At 71.0% G+C, this 21,082-nt stretch carries 18 protein-coding genes; 11 read left to right on the top strand and 7 right to left on the bottom strand.

The genetic code is table 11. The features are described 5' to 3' along the window. The first annotated feature begins 106 nt into the window (after positions 1-106). Complete coding sequence (locus AB0I15_RS16945; protein WP_358095647.1) at positions 107-1,642, top strand: long-chain fatty acid--CoA ligase; 1,536 nt, start codon at positions 107-109, stop codon at positions 1,640-1,642. Positions 1,643-1,688: 46 nt separating this feature from the next. Here AB0I15_RS16945 and AB0I15_RS16940 read toward each other — a convergent pair whose 3' ends face one another. Further along, positions 1,689-2,222 (bottom strand): N-acetyltransferase family protein, encoded by a 534-nt coding sequence (locus AB0I15_RS16940; RefSeq protein ID WP_358095645.1) that lies wholly within the window; start codon positions 2,220-2,222, stop codon positions 1,689-1,691. A 36-nt stretch (positions 2,223-2,258) separates the two neighbouring features. Between AB0I15_RS16940 and AB0I15_RS16935 the strand changes: the two genes are divergently transcribed. Both AB0I15_RS16935 and AB0I15_RS16930 read left to right on the top strand, forming a co-directional pair. Continuing rightward, positions 2,259-2,867, top strand: coding sequence for an XRE family transcriptional regulator (locus tag AB0I15_RS16935; RefSeq protein ID WP_358095643.1), 609 nt, complete (start codon positions 2,259-2,261; stop codon positions 2,865-2,867). 159 nt (positions 2,868-3,026) lie between these two features. Continuing rightward, positions 3,027-4,319 carry an FG-GAP-like repeat-containing protein gene (locus AB0I15_RS16930; protein ID WP_358095641.1) on the top strand — a complete coding sequence of 431 codons (1,293 nt, stop codon included), beginning with the start codon at positions 3,027-3,029 and terminating at the stop codon, positions 4,317-4,319. An 80-nt stretch (positions 4,320-4,399) separates the two neighbouring features. Here the strand turns inward: AB0I15_RS16930 and AB0I15_RS16925 are convergent, their stop codons facing one another. From AB0I15_RS16925 to AB0I15_RS16905, 5 genes are all read right to left on the bottom strand, one after another. Further along, on the bottom strand, positions 4,400-5,239 hold the full coding sequence (locus AB0I15_RS16925; RefSeq protein ID WP_358095639.1) for an ATP-binding cassette domain-containing protein: 840 nt from the start codon (positions 5,237-5,239) through the stop codon (positions 4,400-4,402). Beyond that, positions 5,232-7,022 (bottom strand): dipeptide/oligopeptide/nickel ABC transporter permease/ATP-binding protein, encoded by a 1,791-nt coding sequence (locus AB0I15_RS16920; protein WP_358095637.1) that lies wholly within the window; start codon positions 7,020-7,022, stop codon positions 5,232-5,234. The genes AB0I15_RS16925 and AB0I15_RS16920 overlap by 8 nt, the downstream gene beginning before the upstream one ends. Continuing rightward, positions 7,019-7,954 carry an ABC transporter permease gene (locus AB0I15_RS16915; RefSeq protein WP_358095635.1) on the bottom strand — a complete coding sequence of 312 codons (936 nt, stop codon included), beginning with the start codon at positions 7,952-7,954 and terminating at the stop codon, positions 7,019-7,021. The genes AB0I15_RS16920 and AB0I15_RS16915 overlap by 4 nt, the downstream gene beginning before the upstream one ends. A 69-nt stretch (positions 7,955-8,023) precedes the next feature. Further along, positions 8,024-9,568 carry an ABC transporter substrate-binding protein gene (locus AB0I15_RS16910; protein WP_358095633.1) on the bottom strand — a complete coding sequence of 515 codons (1,545 nt, stop codon included), beginning with the start codon at positions 9,566-9,568 and terminating at the stop codon, positions 8,024-8,026. Positions 9,569-9,686: 118 nt separating this feature from the next. Next, positions 9,687-10,832, bottom strand: coding sequence for a serine hydrolase domain-containing protein (locus AB0I15_RS16905; protein WP_358095631.1), 1,146 nt, complete (start codon positions 10,830-10,832; stop codon positions 9,687-9,689). A 129-nt stretch (positions 10,833-10,961) separates the two neighbouring features. Between AB0I15_RS16905 and AB0I15_RS16900 the strand changes: the two genes are divergently transcribed. The 3 genes from AB0I15_RS16900 to AB0I15_RS16890 are packed head-to-tail and all read left to right on the top strand — an operon-like array spanning position 10,962 to position 15,275. Then, complete coding sequence (locus AB0I15_RS16900; RefSeq protein ID WP_358095628.1) at positions 10,962-12,833, top strand: glycoside hydrolase family 3 N-terminal domain-containing protein; 1,872 nt, start codon at positions 10,962-10,964, stop codon at positions 12,831-12,833. A gap of 16 nt (positions 12,834-12,849) precedes the next feature. Beyond that, positions 12,850-13,515, top strand: a complete 666-nt coding sequence (locus tag AB0I15_RS16895) for a TetR/AcrR family transcriptional regulator (protein ID WP_358095626.1) — start codon at positions 12,850-12,852, stop codon at positions 13,513-13,515. After that, positions 13,512-15,275, top strand: coding sequence for a DUF5605 domain-containing protein (locus AB0I15_RS16890; protein WP_358095624.1), 1,764 nt, complete (start codon positions 13,512-13,514; stop codon positions 15,273-15,275). Before AB0I15_RS16895 ends, AB0I15_RS16890 begins: the two co-directional genes overlap by 4 nt. Positions 15,276-15,316: 41 nt before the next feature. On the opposite strand, the gene AB0I15_RS16885 is transcribed toward AB0I15_RS16890, so the two are convergent. Beyond that, a complete protein-coding gene (locus AB0I15_RS16885; protein ID WP_358095622.1) occupies positions 15,317-16,207 on the bottom strand; it encodes a LysR family transcriptional regulator in 891 nt (296 codons plus the stop codon). 115 nt (positions 16,208-16,322) lie between these two features. Between AB0I15_RS16885 and AB0I15_RS16880 the strand changes: the two genes are divergently transcribed. Genes AB0I15_RS16880 through AB0I15_RS16860 form a run of 5 tightly spaced genes read left to right on the top strand, consistent with a single transcriptional unit; the run spans position 16,323 to position 21,080 of the window. Continuing rightward, complete coding sequence (locus AB0I15_RS16880) at positions 16,323-17,114, top strand: ABC transporter ATP-binding protein (protein ID WP_358095620.1); 792 nt, start codon at positions 16,323-16,325, stop codon at positions 17,112-17,114. A gap of 39 nt (positions 17,115-17,153) precedes the next feature. Continuing rightward, on the top strand, positions 17,154-18,182 hold the full coding sequence (locus AB0I15_RS16875; RefSeq protein ID WP_358095618.1) for an ABC transporter substrate-binding protein: 1,029 nt from the start codon (positions 17,154-17,156) through the stop codon (positions 18,180-18,182). Between the two features lie 10 nt (positions 18,183-18,192). Next, positions 18,193-19,023, top strand: a complete 831-nt coding sequence (locus tag AB0I15_RS16870; protein WP_358095789.1) for an ABC transporter permease — start codon at positions 18,193-18,195, stop codon at positions 19,021-19,023. A gap of 28 nt (positions 19,024-19,051) precedes the next feature. After that, a complete protein-coding gene (locus AB0I15_RS16865; RefSeq protein ID WP_358095616.1) occupies positions 19,052-19,990 on the top strand; it encodes a dihydrodipicolinate synthase family protein in 939 nt (312 codons plus the stop codon). Between the two features lie 40 nt (positions 19,991-20,030). Then, the gene (locus tag AB0I15_RS16860) at positions 20,031-21,080 is read left to right on the top strand and encodes an alpha-hydroxy acid oxidase (protein ID WP_358095614.1); all 1,050 of its coding nucleotides are present in this window, start codon (positions 20,031-20,033) and stop codon (positions 21,078-21,080) included. Positions 21,081-21,082 lie beyond the last annotated feature (2 nt).

The raw sequence follows: 21,082 nt of genomic DNA, 5'->3' as shown, positions 1-21,082 counted from the left end.
TTCGTACAAGCGCCGACCGCATCGGTGCCGCATCCTGTGGGGCGTACGAACGTCCTCCGCGACACAGCCAGGGTGGGTGTTCGAACCCCCCGAGGAAAGGGCCGCGATGCTCAATCTGTCGATCATTCTGGAAGACAGCGCCCGCCATGTTCCGGACCGCACCGCACTGGTCTTCGGCGACCTGCGCCTGCCGTACTCCATGGTGGACTCCGTCGCGAACCAGGTGGCCAACCTCCTGGTGGCCCGGGGGATCGGCAGGGGTGACAAGGTCGCGCTGCTCTGCCCGAACCTGCCCTACTTCCCCTTCGTCTACTTCGGCATCCTCAAGGCCGGGGCGACCGTGGTCCCGCTCAACGTGCTGCTCCAGCCGCGTGAGATCACCTACCATCTGACCGACAGCGACACCAAGGCGTTCTTCTGCTTCGAGGGCTCCGCCGAGTTGCCCATGGGGGCGCGCGGGCGGGAGGCCTTCGACGCCGCCGAGGGCTGCGAGCTCTTCTTCGTCCTGCCCGCCACGCCGCTGGCCACCGAGTCGGAGCACGGCGAATCGTTCTGGGCGGCGCTGGGCGGTATGTCCGAGGAGTTCGAGACGGTGCAGACCGCGCCGGACGACACCGCGGCCATCCTCTACACCTCCGGCACCACCGGTCAGCCCAAGGGCGCCGAGCTGACCCACATGAACATCCTGACCAACACCATTGTCAGCGACGAGATGTTCCCCGCCGACCCCGACGGCGACGTCGCGCTCACCGTGCTGCCGCTCTTCCACTCCTTCGGCCAGATCGCGGTCATGAACGTGAGCCTGCGCCGCCGCGCCACCCTCGTACTCCAGCCGCGCTTCGAGCCCGGCGAGGCGCTGGAGCTCATGCGCAGGGAGAAGGTGACGATGTTCGCCGGGGTGCCGACGATGTTCTGGGCGCTGCTGTCGAAGATCCACGCCGACGGGGCCGAGGCGCCCTCGACGCTGCGGGTGGCGGTGGCGGGCGGGGCCTCCTCCCCGGTCGAGGTGCTCAAGGACTTCGAGGCCACCTTCGGCATCCCGATCCTGGAGGGGTACGGCCTGTCGGAGACCTCCCCGGTGGCCAGCTTCAACCAGCTCGGGCGGCCCACCAAGCCCGGCACCGTCGGCTACCCCGTCTGGGGCGTGCAGATGCGGCTGGTGGACGACGACTGGAACACCATCGAGGGCGAGGGCCCCGGCGAGATCGCCGTCCGCGGGCACAACGTGATGAAGGGCTACTACAGGCGGCCCGAGGCCACCGAGGAGGTCCTGCGGGACGGCTGGTTCCGCACCGGCGACATCGCCACCCGCGACGAGGACGGCTACTACGCCATCATCGACCGTACGAAAGACATGATCATCCGGGGCGGCTTCAACGTCTACCCGCGCGAGCTGGAGGAGGTGCTCATGACGCACCCGGCGGTCTCGCTGGCGGCTGTGGTCGGCGTGCCCCACGGCTCGCACGGCGAGGAGGTCAAGGCCTACGTCATCCCGGCGCTCGGGGCGACGGCGAGCGAGGACGAGCTCGTCGCCTGGTGCCGGGAGAACATGGCGGCCTACAAGTACCCGCGGATCGTCGAGTTCCGCGAGAACCTGCCGATGACGGCGACCGGCAAGATCCTCAAGCGCGACCTGCGCTGACGGCGACCTGCCGGTGCCGGGAGCGTCTCACACCGCGGGCCCCGGTCTAGGCGGGCGCCGGCCGCAGGGGGCGTTGCATCAGCGTGGTGTCGATCGAGCGGCCGTGCTTGAATCCGACGCCGGTCAGGCGGCCTGTCTCGACGAAGCCGAAGCGGCTGTGCAGCGTCGCCGAGCCGGGGTCGCCGGTGTCGGCGATGACCGCGATCATCTGCCGCATCCCGGCCTCGGTGGACCGGGTCACCAGCGTGCCGAGCAGGGCGGTGCCCAACCCCTGGCCGATGTGGTCGGGGGCGACGTAGATGGTGTCCTCGACGGTGTAACGGTAGGCCGGTTTGGGACGCCAGGGGCCGGCGTAGGCGTAGCCGGCCACGCCGCCGGGCATGTCGGCGACCAGGAAGGGCAGGCCACGCCCGGTAAGCTCGTCCAGCCACCGCTGCCAGTCCGTCATCGCCCGGGGTGTCTCGTCGAAGGTGGCCACGCTGTGGGTGACGTAGTGCGCGCTGATCTCGGCGACGGCCTTCAAGTCTTCGGGAGTCGCCGGGCGGATGACGGCCGAGGGCTTCACCACGGTCTTTCTCATTTCTCTATAGCGAAATTCCGTGTTATTATAGCGTAAATGGTGGATCTTGTGGCTCTGGGCGGCCGGCTCCAGGAGCTTCGGCACAGCCGGGCCCTGACCCTTCAAGAGCTGGCCGAGGCGGCCGACGTCAGCGTGAGCATGCTGAGCTCGGTCGAGCGCGGCCGGAAGGCCCCCACGATCGTCATCCTCGGCCGCATCGCCGACGGCCTGGGCGTGCCGCTCGCCGAACTGGTCGCCCGGCTCGAGGACAATCGCGTCATCGTACGTCGTGCCGCCGACCAGGACACCGTCGACGAGCCCGGCGGGTGGCGCCGGACGATCGTCACGCCCGTGGTCCCCGGCGTGAATTTCGAATGGATCCGCACCCTGCTGCCCGTGGGCTGCGACGCCGGGCGGTTCGCGGCGTACGCTCCGGGCTCGCACGAGTACGTCGTCGTCGAATCCGGCACCCTCCGGCTGACCATCGGCGACCGGGCCATCGAGCTGAACCAAGGCGACTCGGTCTACTTCGCCGCCGACGTCGACCATGCCTACGCCAATGCCGGCCCGATTCCCTGCTCGTACCATGTCGCCGCGCTCATCATGCGCCCACGAGCCGCCCAGCCGGGCCGCGCCGCCACTGCTCCCGCTCGTCCTTCGTCGTAAGAGGGCTGGTCGCGACATACCCGGCGCATACCCACGGTACCTACTGTCGGGTAACGTCTCGACACGCGCGACGGAGCCTGCTCCCGAGTGTCGGGCCTTCTCCGCAAATCCCTTTGCGAAAGGTACGACGTGCTGAAAAGACGCTTAGCCGGCGCAGCCATGTTCCTCGCGGTCGTCGCCGGTGGCCTGGTCACGGCATCGACCCCCGCCGCCGCGGCCCCCGACTTCCAGTTGCCCTTCCCCTGCGGCCAGAAGTGGCGCCTGAACACCTGGGACTCGACACACGCCCCCTCACTGGACATGGTCCGTGAGCCACAGTCGGCAACCGAGGGCTCGCAACTGGTCGCGCCCGCCGCCGGCAGGGTGAACCAGTCCTTCTACCACTCCAACGCCGGCAACGTGATCCAGATCGATCACGGCGGCGGCCACTTCACCACCTACCTCCACCTGCAGTCGCGCTCCGTGGACGTGGGCGACCAGGTCACGCGGGGCCAGAACATCGGCCGGGTCGGGCACACCGGGCCGACCTCGAACGGCAGCCCGCACCTGCACTACGAGCAGGGCTACGACGCCAACGGCGACGGGTCCGCGAGCTGGGGCTTCGAGGGTGCCGAGCGCGTCACGGCCAGGTTCGACGGCAGAGCGTACGGACCCGCCCCGGGCGGCGAGTGGCGCAACGTCGAGAGCCTCAACGGCTGCCGGAAGCCCAGCCTGTCCGGCGCGGACTTCAACTCCGACGGCATCGGCGACATCTTCTCCGCCGCCACCGGAACGCTGAACGTGTGGAACGGCAGGGGCGCCAACAACTTCACCGCCCGCGGCGAGATCGGCGCCAACTGGGGGCAGTACAGCAGGCCGATCGCCGGCGACTTCAACGGCGACGGGATCAGCGACCTGATGGCCGTCAAGGACGGCACCCTGCACGTGTGGAACGGCAGGGGCGCCAACAACTTCTCCGGCGCGATCGCCCTGGGCCCGGGCTGGACGCCGTACGCGGGCACGCTCATGAACCTGGGCGACGTCAACGGCGACGGTCACACCGACATCGGCGCGATCGCCGACGACCACCTGCACCTGTGGAACGGCAGAGGCGCCAACAACTTCTCCAGCCGCATCGAGGTCGGCGCCAACTGGTCGGTCTACAGCCGGCCCATCGGCGGCGATTTCAACAGCGACGGCATCGGCGACATCGCGGCGGTCAGGGACGGCACCCTGCACGTGTGGAACGGCAGGGGCGCCAACAACTTCTCCGGCGCGATCGCCCTGGGCCCGGGCTGGACGCCGTACGCGGGCACGCTCATGAACCTGGGCGACGTCAACGGCGACGGCCACACCGACATGGCGGCCGTCCTCAACGACCACCTCCAGGTCTGGAACGGCAGGGGCGCCAACAACTTCGCCAGCCGGATCGAGCTCGGCCCCGGCTGGACGCAGTACTTCCCCGGCGCCTGAGGGCTCCACGCCGGGAACGCGCAGGCGTCTTCCAGGCCGTCACGAGGTTCGCGACGGCCTGGAAGACGCAGGTGCCGGCCCTAAAGCTCCGCCTGCTGCGCGAGCAGCCGGTGGCGGTCGGCCCGGTTGGCGGCCTGCCGGCTCGGATCCGGGACGGGGGCCGCGAGCAGCAGGCGCCGGGTGTACGGATGCTCGGGGCTCGACGTCACGACGTCCCCGTCCCCCTCCTCGACCAGCCGGCCCTGATACATGACGGCCACCCGATGGCTGATGTAGCGCACCACGCCCAGGTCGTGCGACACGAACAGGTAGGCCACACCGAGCGACTCCTGCAGCTCGATCAGCAGGTCGAGCACGGTCGCCTGGGTCGACAGGTCGAGTGCCGACACGGGCTCGTCGCAGACGACGAGCTTCGGCCGCAGCGCGAGGGCCCGGGCGATGGCGACCCGCTGGCGCTGGCCGCCGCTGAACTCCCGCGCGTAACGGTCCACGGCGTCCTTCGGCAGCCGGACCTTGTCGAGGAGCTCGCGTACCTGGGTCTGGGCGGCCTGACGCCTGACGCCCGTGACCCAGAGCGGCTCGGTGAGGATGTCGCCGACCGTCATGCTCGGATTGAGCGAGGTGTAGGGGTCCTGGAAGATCACTTGCAGGTCGCGGGCGAGCCCGCGACGGTCGCGGCGCGAGGCGTGCCCGATCTCGCGGTCCTCGAACCGGATCGAGCCCTCGGTCACCGGAGCGAGGCCGAGGATGGCGCGGCCGAGTGTGGTCTTGCCGGAGCCCGACTCGCCGACCAGACCGACGGTCTCGCCGGGCCGCACGTCGATCGAGACCCCGTGCAGGGCGCGGAACGGTTTCGAGCGGAGCCCCTTCGACGGGTACTCGACGACGAGGTCCCGGACCTCGAGCAGTGATTCAGGCACGACCGTCCCCCGTAGCCGCCGCGCGGGCGAGCCGAGCCGGCCGCCCGTCGAGCATCGAGCCGAGCAGCAACCGGGTGTAGTCGTGCCGTGGCGTGTCGAAGATCTCCTGGGCGGGCCGGTCCTCGACGATCTCGCCCTGCCGCATCACGAGGACGCGGTCGCAGACGTCGGCCACGACACCGAAGTTGTGCGTCACGAACAGCACGCCAAGACCTTTCTCCTGCTGCAGGTCACGGAGCAGGTCGAGGATGTCGGCCTGCACGGTGACGTCGAGTGCCGTGGTCGGCTCGTCGGCGATGAGCAGTTCGGGGTCGCAGGACACGGCCCCGGCGATCAGGACCCGTTGCGCCATACCGCCGGAGATCTCGTGCGGGAAGGCGCGGTACGTGCGCGCCGGGTCCGGGATGCCGACCCGGGCGAGCAGGTCGAGCACGCGGTCACGCGCCGCCGCGCGGGAGAGACCGAGGTGCACCCGGACGACCTCGCTGAGCTGGTTGCCGACCCGGAACGACGGGTCGAGGTTGCTCATCGGCTCCTGCGGGATGTAGCCGATCCGCCGCCCGCGCACGGTGCGCAGGAACGACGCCGGGCGGCCGAGCAGCGGCTCGCCGGCGAGCGCGATCGCCCCGGAGGTGACCTCGCCGCCGGTGGGCAGCAGGCCGAGCACCGAGAGCGCGACCTGGGTCTTACCCGATCCGGACTCGCCGACCAGGCCGACGACCTCGCCGCGTGCGACATCGAGCGAAACCCCGTGCACGACCTCGACCGAGCCGCCGCCGTAGGCGACGCGCAGGCCGCGGATCGACAGCAGCGCGTCCGGCGGGCTCTCCCCGTTCCCGGCCGGCGGGCCGGAGGGCGGCGCGTCCGGTGCGGTCCCCGCCGGGGGAGCGGCGACGCGGCGGCGCCGGGCCGGTTTCGCGGTGCCCGCCTGCAGGGCGTCCCGCAGGCTGCCGGCGAACAGCGCGAGGGCGGCCGAGGTCAGGAAGAGGGCGAGGCCGGGCCACGACAGCATCTGCGGAGCCTGGAAGATGTTGAGGAAGCCCTCGTTGAGCATGGAGCCCCAGCTCGCGGTCTGCGGGTCGCCGAAGCCGAGGAACTCGAGTCCGGCCTGGATGTTGATGCAGATCGCCAGCACCATCGCGCTGTGCATGATGAGCGGGCCTCGTACGACGCGGAGCATGTGCCGGGCGATGATCCTGGTGTCGCTCAGACCGGACACCAGGGCGGCGTCGATGTAGAGCTCGTTGCGCACCCCGCTCGCCGTGGCGCGTACCAGGCGGTAGGCGCCGGGCGCGAGCATGACGCCGAAGATGACCATCGACGTCCAGATGGAGGGGCCGAACACCGTGCGCAGCGCCAGCAGGACGATGATCGCGGGCAGCGCCTGGAGCAGGTTGGCGGCCCACGAGGAGACCGAGTCGAACGTCCGTCCGTAGTAGCCGGCGATGAGTCCCGCCGGCAGGCCGATGACGAGCGAGGTGAGCAGGGCGATGCTCGCGCCGAGCAGGCTGACCTGGGCGCCGTACAGCAGCCGGGAGAGCAGGTCGCGGCCGGCGCTGTCGCCGCCGAGCGGGTGCGCGGCGGAGATCGGCGCGAAGATGTCGTCGAGCGACGACCGGCCCGGGTCCTGCGGGGCGAGCACGGGCGCCAGCACGGTCGCGAGCAGGATGAGCAGCAGGACCACCAGCGAGATGATCCCGAGGGGGTCGTGCAGCACCTTGCCGATGACACCACGCCGCGCCGGGGCCGCGGGGAGGGCCGGGATCGAGACGATCTGGCTCATGAAAGGCGCACCTTCGGGTTGAGAAGACCGATGGCGAGGTCGACGACGAGGTTGACCAGCACGACGATGGCGGTCATCACCAGGACCACGCCCATGATGACCGGCACGTCGCCGTTGACCGCCGCGTTCGTGGCGGCCAGGCCAAGCCCGGGGAGCGCGAAGATGCGCTCGACGAAGACGGCACCGCTGAGCGTGCCGATGAAGGTGAGCGCGACGACCGTCAGCGCCGGCGCGCTCGCGTTGCGCAGGACGTGCGCGACGACCCGCCAGGACGGCAGGCCGCGCGCACGGAGCGTCCGTACGTAGTCCTGCTCGAGGACGTCGATCACGGCGCCGCGCACCTGCTGCGCCACCCCGGCGACGGCGCCGACCATGAGTGCGACGACGGGCAGGGTGATCGACGCCAGCCACTGGCCGGGCGAGGCGGTGAAGGGGACGAATCCCGTCGCGGGAAAGAGCCGCAGTTGCAGCGCGAGACCCGACACGAGCAGCAGCGCGAGCCAGAAGCCCGGCACCGCGAAGCCGACGATCGCGAGCACCTGGAGCGCGATGTCGACGGCGCCCCGGCGGAGCGCGGCGGTGACGCCCAGGGCGAAGGCGAGCAGCGTCGAGACCAGGATCGAGCCGATCACGACCGTGAGGGTGACGGTGGCCCGGCTGGTGAGCAGGGAGCCCACGGGCTCCGCCGTGAACCAGGAGCGGCCGAGGTCACCCACGGACAACTGCCCCACATAGTCGATGAACTGCACGAACAGCGGTCTGTCGACACCGAGGGCGGCCGACTTGGCGGCGATCTGTTCGGGCGTCGCGTTCTCACCCAGGATCTGCCGTGCGGCGTTGGCCGCGTTGCCGTACATGAGCAGGAACGTGAGGGATGGGACCACCAGGAGCACCGACAGACCCGCGCCGGTTCTCTTCGCGAGGAACGCCAACAACTTGACTGCCTTTCCGGCGCCGTCTCCGGGCGGACCGAGGCCGGCCCGTCCGGAGACGGCGCGTTCCTACTCGCCGGCGGGCGCGTAGTTGTAGATCGACGGAATGTTCTGGTCCTTCTGCAGCGTCACGCTGACAGGGCCGGCCACGAAGTACTGCTCCTCGAGGAACAGCCAGGGGTCGAACCAGACGTTGTCGACGAGGAACCTGTTGATCTCGCCGATGATCTTGGCATGGTCCTTCTCGGCCGCGGCCGGGTAGGACTTGATCAGCTTGGCCAGCTCGGGGTCGGTCGTGTGCAGCGGGTTCCAGGTGGCCTTCTCGACGAGGTAGTTGTTGATCACTTTCCAGTCGGTCGGGCCCGCGCCGAAGATGGCAGGGGACATCGCGTACTTGCCGCTCTGCAGGCCGGCGAAGTACTGCGGGATCGTGCCGAGGTTGTCGAACTTCACGCGAATGCCGAGCGCGCCGAGGCTGTTCTTGTAGTTCTCCATCGCGGCGGGCGTGGTGTTCGCGTTGATCGGCAGGGTCAGGTCGAAGCCGGCCGCGTGACCCGCCTCCGCCATGAGCTTCTTCGCGGCGGCGACGTCGTAGGCGTACGCGCTGTTGAGGGCTTCGTCGTACCCGGGGGAGGACTGCCGGAAGACCTGGGCGTTGGGCACGCCGGTGTCCGCCATCAGGGCCCTGCGGATCTGTGGCACGTTGAACGACATGGCGATCGCGCGGCGGACCCGCTTGTCCCCGAGGGCCGGGACGATCGAACCGGTGCGGTCGTAGAAGATCGTGCCCGTCCACGAGATGCCGGTGTCCGGAGTCAGATGCTTGATGCCCGCGGCGGTGGCGGCCTTGCGGTTGTCGGCGCCGGTGAGGTTGGCGGCGTCCACCTGGCGGCTCTGGAGCGCGTTCAGCAGCGACACCTCGTCAGGGAAGATCTTGAACACGACCTTGCCGAACTTCTGCAGCCCGGAGTTCCAGTACTGCTGACGCGCGGTGAAGGTGTAGGTCGAGCCCTGCACGGTCGCGGCGGTGTCGAGCACATAGGGGCCCGAGCCGACCGGGTTCGTGGCCAGGCTCTGCGGGTTCTTGAGCGCGGCGGGGCTGGCCATGCGACCGGCCGCGTCCGAGAGGTTGTAGAGGATGTCGGGATCGGGCGAGGCGTAGGTCAGCGTGACCGTGTCGGCGTCGACGACCTTGACCGAGTCGAGCAGGCCCAGCTCGCTGGAGAGCGGGCCGGTGCCCTCGTGGAAGTGCTCGAGGTTCGCCTTCGCCGCCTCGGCGTCGAAGGGGGTGCCGTCGCTGAACGTGACGTTGGGGCGCAGGTTGAGCGTGATCGAGGTGTTGTCGGCGGCGAGCTTCCAGTCGGTCGCCAGCATGGGGGCATAGGTGCCGTCCGGCTTGCGCAGGATGAGCGAGTCGTAGGCGGCCTGGGCGTAGGGGACGAAGTTGGCGTCGCCGACGCCGGCGGGGTCGAACGTCTGCGGCGCGATGATGCTGCCGAGGGTCAGCGTGCTGGTGGCGGCGCCGCCGGCGCTCTGCGGCTCGGTGCCGGCACAGCCGCCGACACTCATGGTGACGCCGGCGGCGAGGGCCACCGCGACGGTACGGATGTGCATGAATTCTCCCTTGTAGGCCACGTCAGCCCGTGGCGCGGCGGCGACGGCGTGGCCGGTCCTTGCTCGGCGGCCGAGCGGTCATGCGTGGAGGAGGGCGGTCATGCGTGCAGGACGGTGGTCATGCGTGCAGGACGATCGACCGCATCGCCTGGGCGATGCGGAGGGCCCGGGCGTCGCAGCCGCCGGGCGATGGCATGCGGCGGACGATGTAGCCGAAGCTGATTCCGGTGTCCGGATCGTGGAAGCCGAGCGCGCCGCCCATGCCGTCGTGGCCGAACGCGCGGAACCCGCCGAAGTGGAGCCCCGGGACGGGCTTCTGGAAGACGATGCCGTAGCGCCGCTCGATCCCGATCACCTCGTCGATGCCGGCCACCTGGGGCTGGGCCAGTTGCGCGATGGTGCCGGCGGACAGCAGCGGCGCGCCGGTGAGGCCCACCGTGCTCTCCGCGAACAGGGCCGCGATGCCGCGCGCGGACGCGCTCGCGCCGGCGGCCGGCATGCCGACGGCGCGGTCGCGCCGGGCCTGGCGGCGGCGCTCGTCCTCGCTCGCGGGTGCCGCGCCGCCCGCCATCACGTAGCCGCCGAGCTGGCCGGGCGTACGGGGAAAGGGCGGGCCGGCAGCGGGCGGGCCGGAGATCGCCGGGCGCATCGGCAGCAGGTCGAGAGCGCGCGGTTCGAGCTCCTCGGGAAGCCCTAGATAGAAGTCGAGGCCACGCGGCCCGCGGATCTCCTGCTCGTAGAACTCGGCGAGGGTACGCCCGGTGATGCGGCGCACGATCTCGGAGCCGAGGACGCCGATGGTCACGGCGTGGTAGCCGAAGGCGGAGCCGGGATGCCAGAGCGGGCGCTGCGCGGCGAGCAGCTCGGCGCCGCGCACCGTGTCGGCGAGCTCGTCGTAGGTCAGGCGGGGCACGGCCTGCGGCAGGCCGGCCTGGTGGGAGAGCACCTGGCGGACGGTGATCGCGGCCTTGCCGGCGGCGGCGAACTCGGGCCAGTACCGCGCCACGGGGGCGTCGAGGTCGATCCGGCCGCGTTCGAGGAGGAGCCCGATGCTCACGGCGATCGTGTTCTTCGACACGGAGTAGGGGACGAGCAGGCTCTCCCGGGTGATCTCAGGGCCCATCGCGACGTCGAGCACGAGCTCCGTGTCCACGTACGCGGCGATCTGGACGTCGTCGTCGCGGAACTCCTCGGCGACGCCGTCGATGAGCGGGCGGAACGGGGCGGCGACGTACCCGTCGAAGCTCGTCGTGGGGACTGTCATGCGAGGGCTCCCAACGTTGTCACCGTGGCGTGTGACCAACAGTTAGGGAAAAATACTGACCAATGGTAAGTATGTCAACGATGCCCGGACATGCCGGGCTTCGCGTGACCAACGAAGCTGGAGTCGCACATGCCACCTGCCTCGCCGGCAACCCCCGCTGACGCACTGACCGCACGGAACGGCACCCGCTTCAGAGACCTGAACGGCAACGGCACGATGGAGCCCTACGAGGACCCGCGGCTCCCCACGGCCGAGCGGGTCGCCGACCTCGTCGCCCGCCTCTCGCTCGCCGAGAAGGCCGGCCTCATGTTCCACACCCAGGTGGTCGCGACCGCCGACGGCCAGGTCTCGGACGTGCCGATCCGGCCGGGCCGGGCGGGGGCCGCCGGCCTCGTCGGCGGCAAGCTCATCACCCACCTGAACGTCACCGAGATGCCCGGGTCACGCGAGATGGCGCGCTGGCAGAACGCGCTGCAGGAGCTCGCCGCGCGGAGCCCGCACGGCATCCCGGTCACCCTGTCGACCGACCCGCGCCACGGTTTCGAGCACAACGCCGCCGCCTCCTTCGCGGCGGCCGAGCTCTCCGCCTGGCCCGACCAGATCGGCTTCGCCGCCATCGGCGACGCCGATCTCGTCCGCCGCTTCGGCGACGTCGCACGACGGGAGTACCTCGCCCTCGGCATCCGGGCGGCACTGCATCCCTCGATCGACCTGGCGACCGAGCCGCGCTGGGCGCGCCAGTACACGACCTTCGGCCAGGACGGCGAACTCGCCGGCCGCCTCGTCGTGGCGTACCTGGAGGGGTTCCAGGGCGCGGCCCTCGGCCCCGGCAGCGTCGCCTGCGTCACGAAGCACTTTCCCGGCGGCGGGCCGCAGCGCGACGGCGAGGACCCCCACTTTCCCTACGGGCGCGAGCAGGTCTACCCCGGCGGACGCTTCGACGAGCACCTCGCGCCCTTCCGCGCGGCGATCGCCGCCGGCACCGCCGGGCTCATGCCGTACTACGGGATACCGGTGGGCCTGGAGCTGGCGGGCGAGCCGGTCGAGGAGATCGGCTTCGGTTTCAACCGGCAGATCATCACCGGTCTCCTGCGCGAGCGTCTCGGCTACGACGGCGTGGTGTGCAGCGACTGGGGCCTGGTCACCGACGCGCTGTCACGCGACGGGAGCCGTGGCCTGCCCGCACGGGCCTGGGGCGCCGAGGAGCTCACGGCTCGCGAGCGCGTACGCCGCATCGTGGCGGCGGGCTGCGACCAGCTCGGCGGTGAGGAGTGCGTCGAGATCCTCATCGACCTCGTCGAAAGCGGCGACATCCCCGAGTCGCGGATCGACGAGTCCGCGCGCCGGCTGCTCGCGGTAAAGTTCGATCTCGGCCTGTTCGACGACCCGTTCGTCTCGGAGGACGAGGCCGCCGCCGTGGTGGGCGCGCCCCGGTTCGTCGCCGAGGGGCTGGCGGCCCAGGCCCGCGCCATGGTCGCGCTCACCCCGCTCGACGCGTTGCCGGCGCGGCGGGCACGGCTCCACCTCGACGGTCTCGACCCGGCGGCCGCGACGGGGGGCACCGAGATCGTCGCGGACCCGCGCGCCGCCGACCTGGTCGTGGTCCGGATCGCGGCGCCGTGGGAGGAGCGGGACGCGTACATGCTGGAGAGCGGCTTTCACGCCGGCAGCCTCGAGTTCGCCGCCGCCGACGTCGCCCGGATCCTCGCCCTCGCGGAGATGGCGCCGACGGCTCTCGTGGTGCGGCTCGACCGGCCCGCGATCCTCACGCCGTTCCTCGACGCCGGGATCACGGTGCTGGCCGAGTTCGGCGCCTGCGATCGCGCGGTGCTCGACGTCGTCCTCGGCGTGGCGAAGCCGGAGGGGCGGTTGCCGTTCGACGTGCCGCGCTCGATGGCCGCGGTCGAGACGAGCCTTCCGGACGTCCCCGGTGACACCGCCGACGCACTGTTCCGCGCCGGATACGCTGCCAGCAGCATCGCCGGGACCCCACGGACCTGAGATGAAGGGAACACCGTTGCTCGAAAGGGAAGCGCCCACGCCGTCGCGCCCCCGTCCCTACGACAGCCCCGGCCCCTACGAGAAGGGGCGGGCGAAACGCCGGGAGATCCTCGACGCCGCGCTGGAACTGATCGCCGCGAACGGCTACGGCAACACGAGCATCCAGCAGATCGCGGACGCGGCGAACATCACCAAGGCAGGGCTGCTCCACCACTTCGGCTCGAAGGAGAACCTCCTGACCGAAGTGCTCCGCCGCCGCGACGAACGCGACACCGCCTCCTTCGCGAGCGGCGACGACGCAGGTCCGCGCATCACCCGCATCGTCCGGCACAACAGCGAGGTGCCCGGCCTCGTGGAGCTGTACTCGGCGCTGGTCCAGGAAGGAGTCAACCCGGAGCACCCCGCCCACGACTACTTCGGCGAGCGCTTCCGCCGGGTCGCCGGAAACGTGCGCGCCGACATCGAACACGCCGCCGGCGCGGGCGAGCTGCGCCCCGGGCTCGACGCCGGGACGTTGTCCCGCATCCTGATCGCGGTCGCGGACGGCCTCCAGCAGCAGTGGCAGTACGACCGCTCGATCGACATGGCCGAGCACCTCGACTACCTGTGGTCGCTCCTCGGTACGGCCCCGCCACCGCCACCGCACGCCGGCGGTTCCGTCACCCCGGGCGGCCCGGCATGAACGAGCGGAGATTCGGGCCGCACACCCCGCTCGCCGACCTCCTCGACCACGCCGAGGCCCGCGGCATCGTCCGGCGCGTGCTGCCCGGGGTCGTGAACTCGCCGCTGCTCGTGCAGTTGAGCCGGCGCGCCCTCGGCGACATCACGGCCGCCGGCCCGCACGCCCGGCTCACCCCCGCGCAGCTCGACGACCTGTGGCGCGAGCTGGCCGCACTCGACGCCGGCGCCCCGCGTGTACGCACCGACCCGCCGGCGATCGCGCCCGACCCCCACCACGAGCCGGCCGGCACGCCGCGCGGTTCGGCCCAGGTGATCTCCGCACCCGCCACGGGCGAGGTGTGGGCGACCTGGGAGCTCGCACTCGCCGGGCCGGGCCACGGCAATCCGTTCGTCGACGTCGACGTGCGCGCACGCGCGACCGCCCCCGATGGGTCGGCCCGGCGGCTCGGAGGCTTCTACGACGGCGACGGGCTCTGGCGCATCCGGCTGCTGCCCGACCAGGCCGGACACTGGACCGTCACGACGGAGGCGACCACGCCCTCCCTCGACGGCGTCACGGTGGAGCTCACCGTGGCGGCCGGCGCCGGGCGGGGACCGGTCCGGGTGGCCGACCGGCATCACTTCTCGTACGCGGACGGCACCCGTCATCTGCCGCTCGGCACGACCGCGTACGCCTGGACCCACCAGAGCGAGGAGCTGCAGGAACAGACCCTGCGCACGCTGGCCGGCTCGCCCTTCACCAAGATCCGGATGGGCGTCTTCCCGAAGTCGTACCTCTTCAACGCCAATGAGCCCCCGCTCTACCCGTACGAGCGCGACGGCGACGGCGACTGGGACTTCACGCGCTTCGACCCCGCCTGTTTCCGCGCCTTCGAGCGCCGGATCGAGGAGCTCGCGGCGATCGGCGTCGAAGCCGATGTCATCCTGTTCCACGCCTACGACCGCTGGGGCTTCTCGGACATGGGCGCCGCCGCGGACGACCGGTACCTGCGCTACCTGGTCCGGCGGCTGTCGGCGCTGCCGAACGTCTGGTGGTCGCTCGCGAACGAGTACGACCTGCTGTTCTCGAAGACCGTCGCCGACTGGGAGCGGCTGGCCACGATCGTCGTCGAGGAGGACCCGGTCGGTCACCTGCTCTCGATCCACAACTGCTTCGGCTTCTACGACTACGGCCGGCCGTGGATCACGCACGCGAGCGTGCAGCGCATCGACGTGTACCGCACCGCCGAGAACACCGACCAGTGGCGCGAGCAGTGGGGCAAACCGGTCGTCATCGACGAGTGCGCCTACGAGGGCGACATCGACCAGGGATGGGGCAACATCACGGGCGAGGAGATGACCCGGCGGTTCTGGGAAGGCGCGGTGCGCGGCGGCTACGTGGGCCATGGGGAGACCTACCTCAACGACCGCGAAGAGCTGTGGTGGTCGAAAGGCGGCGAACTCGTCGGCTCCAGCCCGGATCGGATCGCCTTCCTCAAGCGGATCATCGAGGAGTCACCGACCGGTGTGCTCGACCCGCTGCCGGGCGACTGGGACACCCCCTGGGGCGGCGTGGCCTCGCGCTACCTGGTCGCCTACTTCGGCTTCAACCGGCCGTCCTTCCGTGACCTCACGGTGGAGCCCGGCACGGTCTGGACGGTCGACGTGATCGACACCTGGAACATGACCGTCGAAACGCTGCCCGGCACCTACTCGGGCGGCTTCCGGGTGCCGCTTCCGGCGCGCCAGTACATGGCGATCCGGCTGGTCGCCGCCGCGTAGCCGCTCGCCGGGCCCGGGCGTCCCGCAGAGAGTCCCGGCGGTCAGGGGGCGTGGTGTTCGATGATCGCGCGTAGCTCCCGGTAGGTCGCCCTGTCGTCGTCGTCGCGGCGGGCCAGGGCGACGAAGCTGCGGGCCTCCGGGTCGGTGAGGGCGGCGAAGCGTACCCCCGGGCGCGGCGCCATCGTGAACGGCTGGGGCACCAGGCCGACGCCCTGGCCCGCGGCGACCAGGCTCATGAGCATGGGCGTGCTGCTGGCGAGGTGGGCGATCGTGGGGGAGAACCCGCCGGCCGCGCAGGCCTGCAGCGCGGCGGCGTGCACCCCGGCGCCCTGCTTGGTCGAGTAGCTCACGAACGACTCGTCGGCCAGCTCGCTCAGGGCGATGGTACGGCCGGCGAGCGGATGGTCCTCGGGGAGCGCGGCGACGAGCCGGTCGGCGTAGACGATGTCCAGGTGGAGGCCGTCCTGGTCGACCGGGGGGCGTAGCAGGGCCACCTCGATGGCGCGCCGGCGCAGTTGGCGTACCGACTCGTAGGAGTGCATCTCGTGCAGTTCCAGGTCGATCTTGGGGAAGCGGGCGCGGAAGCGGGGGAGCACGAGGGGGAGCAGCCCGTAGGCGGCCGGTTCGAGGTAGCCGAAGCGGATCACGCCGCGCTCCCCGCTGACCGTCTCGCCGACGGCGCGGCGGGCGCTCTCGAGGTTGCTGAGCAGCCGCCCGGCCTCCGGAAGGAACGCCTGCCCGGCGGCGGTGAGGCTGACCCGCCGGGTGCCGCGCTCGAAGAGCGGGGCGCGCAGGGTGTGCTCCAGCGCCTTGATCTGCCTGGACAGCGCGGGCTGGGTGGTGTGCAGGCGTTCGGCGGCACGCCTGAAGTTGAGTTCGTCGGCGACCGCCAGGAAGGCGCGCAGTTGCTGGAAGGTGAAGTCTGATGACATTGAGGGCATCAATCCGCTGAAAGTTTGTATTAGACGAGTATCACCCCTGGCACCTAGCTTGGGCTGACACCCAACGAGCCCGATGACGGGGCATTCGTGGCAGGGAGGTACGCGCGTGGCGGAAATCGTGCTGGATGGGGTGGACGTCCAGTTTCGTCAGCCGGGCAAGCGAGCGGAGCCGGTCCGCGTCCTCGACGGCATCGGTCTGGAGATCGCCGACGAGGAGTTCGTCTGCCTGCTCGGACCGAGCGGCTGCGGCAAGTCGACGGCGCTCAACATCATCGCCGGGTTCGTGGAGCCCACCGCCGGCCGGGTCACCGTGGACGGGCGGGCGGTCGACGGCCCCGGCCCCGACCGCGGCGTGGTCTTCCAGGACGCGAACATCTTTCCCTGGATGTCCGTGGCCAGGAACGTCGCCTTCGGCCCCTCGGTGCAGGGCAGGCTGGCCGGCAAGGAGCTCGACGACCGGGTGGCGCACTATCTCGGCCGGGTCGGCCTCGACGGGTTCGGCGACCACCTGCCGCGCGAGCTGTCCGGCGGCATGCGGCAGCGGGTCGGCCTCGCCCGGGTGCTGATCAACGATCCGCCGGTGCTGCTGATGGACGAGCCGTTCGGCGCACTGGACGCCCAGACCCGGATCACCATGCAGGAACTCCTGCTCGAACTCTGGGACCGCGACCGCAAGACCGTCCTGTTCGTCACGCATGACATCGACGAGGCGCTGCTCCTCGGCGATCGCGTGCTGGTCATGTCGGCGCGGCCCGGCCGGATCAAGACCGTGGTGGACGTGCCGCTGCCGCGCCCGAGGAGCTACGACGTGATGCGCGAGCCGGCCTTCGTGGAGTTGAAGAACCGGCTGTTCCATGAGCTCAGGGACGAGGAAGAGCGCGCCGCCGTGACCCACTGATCCGCAGCCCGTAGCAGGAAGCCGGAAAAGGAAACGCGTATGTCGAAAAGCTGGATCTGGCGGCTGGGCGTCGCGGTCGCGCTGCTGACCGGGATCGTGGTGAGCGCCTCCGCCTTCGGCCGCCCGGGTGCGGGCGGCGGGGCCCAGGGCGCGTCGGGTCCCACCGTGCGCATCGGGTGGGTGCCCGCCGCCTCGTGGACGCCATGGGCGAGCCTCAAGGCGGAGGGCGTCAACGTGGAGCTCGTCCCGTTCAAGAGCTCCAATGACAGCCTGACCGCGCTCGCCAACGGTTCGATCCAGATGGCCCCGGTCGGCTACAACAACGTGGCCGCGCTGCTCACCGACAGCGACCCCAAGATCAGGTTCGTCTCCGGGATCAGCGAGCACGGCTCGGTGTTCATCGCCCGCAGGGGCAGCGGGATCACCACGTGGGCCGACCTCAAGGGCAAGCGGATCGCCTCGGTGCGCGGCTCCACGCAGTACGTCAACCTGGCGACCGCGATGCAGAACCACGGCGTCGACCTCAACAAGGACGCGACGTTCGTGAACATGCAGGGCTTCAGCGACCTCAACTTCGCGCTCCAGCGCGGCGACGTGGACGCCATCTCGACCTTCCCGCCGCTGTCCGGCCAGGCCGTGGCGGGCGGGCAGGGCGTCGAGGTGCCGGAGATCCAGGCCGGCATGTACGACGGCTCGTTCACCGTGGCCAGTGGCATCCTGGCCGCCGACGACTTCCTCACCGACCATCCCGACCAGGCCGAGCGGGTGCTGCGCGCCTTCACCACCCGCTTCGAGGAGCTCTCCGCCGACCCGGAGAAGTGGGCGCGGACCTACTCCGCGCTGACCGGCGTCGCGGAGGAGAAGAGCCTGGTCGACGCGCTGCGCAAGCAGTACATCAAGCCGGCGCTCCGCATGGACGAGAAGGCGATCAGGTCGGTGCCCGAGGTGCTCACCCGGCTCGACATCATCAAGCGCGACACCGGGGACGAGCTGGCGGGCCGGCTCGACTACACCCTGCTGTCCAAGGTGACCGGCAGGTCCGCCGCCGAGCTCGGAAAGGGGAAGTGACGTGAGCGTGATGGCCACCGAACTCCGGACCGCCGGGCTCGCCCGCAAGGTCGTGCTCCCGCTCGTGGTCCCGCTGATCGTGATCGCGATCTGGGAGTACGTCGGCCGGCAGCGACTGCTCGCCGACGGCCTGTTCCCGCCGGCGTCGTCCTGCCTGGCCGCGCTGCTCGACTGGCTGTTCGGCTGGCGGATCACGGACGGGTTCACCCCGTCGTCCGTCTACTCGGGCACCTGGCTGGCGCACATGGGCGCCTCGGTCTTCCGCATCCTGCTCGGTTACGGCATCGGCTCCGCCCTGGCCATCGGGCTCGGGCTGCTGAGCGGTGCCAGCGCGACCGGCCGCCGCCTGGTCGACCCGACGGTCAGCGCGATCAGGCCGATCTCGGTCACCGGCTGGATCCCCCTCGCGCTGCTGCTGTTCGGCATCGGCGACAGCCCGGCCGTCTTCCTGACCGCGCTGGCGACGTTCTTCCCCGTCTACGTCAACACCCTCAGCGGGGTACGGCTGGCCGACGGCAACCTGGTGCGCGCGGCCGCGATGCTCGGCGCGTCCAAGCGCCGCATCCTGGTCAGGGTGACGCTGCCGGCCGCGGCGCCGAACATCGTCACCGGCCTGCGCGTCGCCTCCGGCATCGCCTGGACCACGGTCGTCGTCGCGGAAATCCTGGGCGCCAAGTCCGGCCTGGGATACGTGCTGATCGACTCCTACAACCAGTTCAGGCTCGACTACGTGATCGCCGCGATGGTCAGCCTCGGCGCCTGCGGATTCCTCACCGACCGGCTCGTGCAGTGGGTCTTCGCGGAATCGCTGCGCTGGTCCCGCGGCACCGATTCCCAGTAACGCTGTTCTTCTTCTTGGGGGGGTTCTCATGGATCGCAATGACGTCGGCTGGAGGGGCTACTGGACCGCTCCCGTCACCCCGTTCACGGCCGGCGGCGCCGTGGACGAGGGCGCCTTCGCCCGGGTTCTCGAGCACGCGGTCGAGCAGGGCGTGCACGGCATCCTGGTCAACGGCAGCACGGGGGAGTGGTTCGCGCAGACCGCCGACGAGCGCAGGCGGCTGGCCGAGATCGCGGTGTCGACCGTGGCGGGCCGCGTGCCCCTCGCCATCGGGGTGTCGTGCTCCCGCGCCGCCGACGCCGCCGCGCTCGCCGCGCACGCCGCCGGAGCCGGTGCGACGTCGGTGATGGCGTCGCCGCCGCCGATGGCCAGGCCCACGGACGCCGAGCTCACGGCGTACTACGAGGAGGTCGCCGCGGCCACCGACCTGCCGATGTGGCTCTACAACTTCCCGCAGGACAACGCGCACAACATCCGGGTGGACCTGATCGCCCGCCTCGCCGACATCCCCACCGTGGTCGCCATCAAGCAGAGCACCCCCGACACCAGGGAGCTGCTGGCCACCATCGAGGCGGTCGGCGACCGGCTGATCGTCTTCGGCCATCTGCTGAGCAGGCTCGGCCTGGCGCTGATCACCTCGGGTTACGGTGGCGACGGGCACTTCGGCAGCGGGCTCCTGCTGGGCCGGCAGATGCCGGAGTTCTTCGAGCGTGCCTGGGCCGGTGACATCAAGGAGGCGGGGGAGATCGCCGATCGCTTCGAACGGCTCATGACCGGCATGCTGGGTGCCCGGGTGGACGGCTACAACTGGGCCTTCGGCGGCATGCAGCCCACGCTGAAGGCCGCGATGAACCTGCTCGGCCAGCCGGGCGGCTATCCGCGCAGGCCCAAGCTGCCGGTCGAGGACCCGCGTGACCTGGCCGCCATCCGCGTCATCCTCGAAGAGGCCGGGCTCACCTGTGTCTGACCCACGTCCACCCGATCCGCCTCCCACCGATCCGCGGACGTTGCGGACGCTGCGTGACTACGAGCGGGCCGCGATGGCGTCGCTCGGCACCGACGTGGCCGGCTATCTCGCAGGCGGCGCGGCGGATGAGCACTCCGTACGCTGGAACGCCGATCGCTTCGCCGAGATCAGGCTCGCCCCGCGCGTCCTCGCCGACGTGCGCGCCCTGGACACCACGGCCGACCTGCTCGGCTCGCGCCTGGACCATCCGATCCTGTTCGGACCGACCGGGGCGCACCGGCTGTTCCACCCCGGCGGCGAACGAGCCACCGCCGCCGGCGCGGCGGGCACGGTCTACGTGGTCAGCAGCTACAGCACCACCGCCTTCGCCGACCTCGCCGCGGACGCGGCAGGCCCGCTGTGGTTCCAGCTCAACCCGCTGCCCGACGCCGGCTTCGTCCGCGAAACCGTGCGCGGCGCGGTCGCCGCCGGGGCACGCGCGATCGTCGTCACCCTCGACACCCCGGTCGCCGGCATCCGCGACCGCCAGTCCTGGAACGGCCTCGACCTGCCGGACGGCATGAGCTACCCCATGCTCGGCAGGTACGCCGGGCTCCGGCCCGACCCGGCGCTCCGCTCGATCCACCGCCCGGCCCTCGACGCCGGGTTCACCGCGCCCGACCTCGCCCGCATCGTGGCCGACGCCGGGGTGCCGGTCGTCGCCAAGGGGGTGCTGCGCGCCGACGACGCGACGCGGCTGGTGGAACTCGGGGTGGCCGGGATCGTCGTCTCCAACCACGGCGGGCGCAACCTCGACACCGTCCCCGCCACGATCGACGCCCTGCCGGGAGTGGTCCGCGCGGTCGGCGGCAGGGTCCCGGTGCTGCTCGACGGCGGGATCAGGCGGGGCACCGACGTGCTGAAGGCGATCGCGCTCGGCGCCCGTGCCGTGCTCGTCGGGCGGCCGGCGCTGTGGGGCCTGACGGCCGGCGGAGCCGACGGTGTCCGGCACGTGATCGACATACTTCGTACGGAGCTGGAAATGGCCATGGCGTTGTGCGGGGTCACCTCGCTCGGCGCGGCGGGATCAGACGTCCTCTGGGAGGGATAGAA

Source organism: Nonomuraea sp. NPDC050643, from assembly GCF_040654715.1.
Classification (GTDB): Bacteria; Actinomycetota; Actinomycetes; order Streptosporangiales; family Streptosporangiaceae; genus Nonomuraea.
The sequence above is the reverse complement of the archived record's forward strand: the minus strand, read 5'-3'. Positions and strand labels throughout refer to the sequence as shown.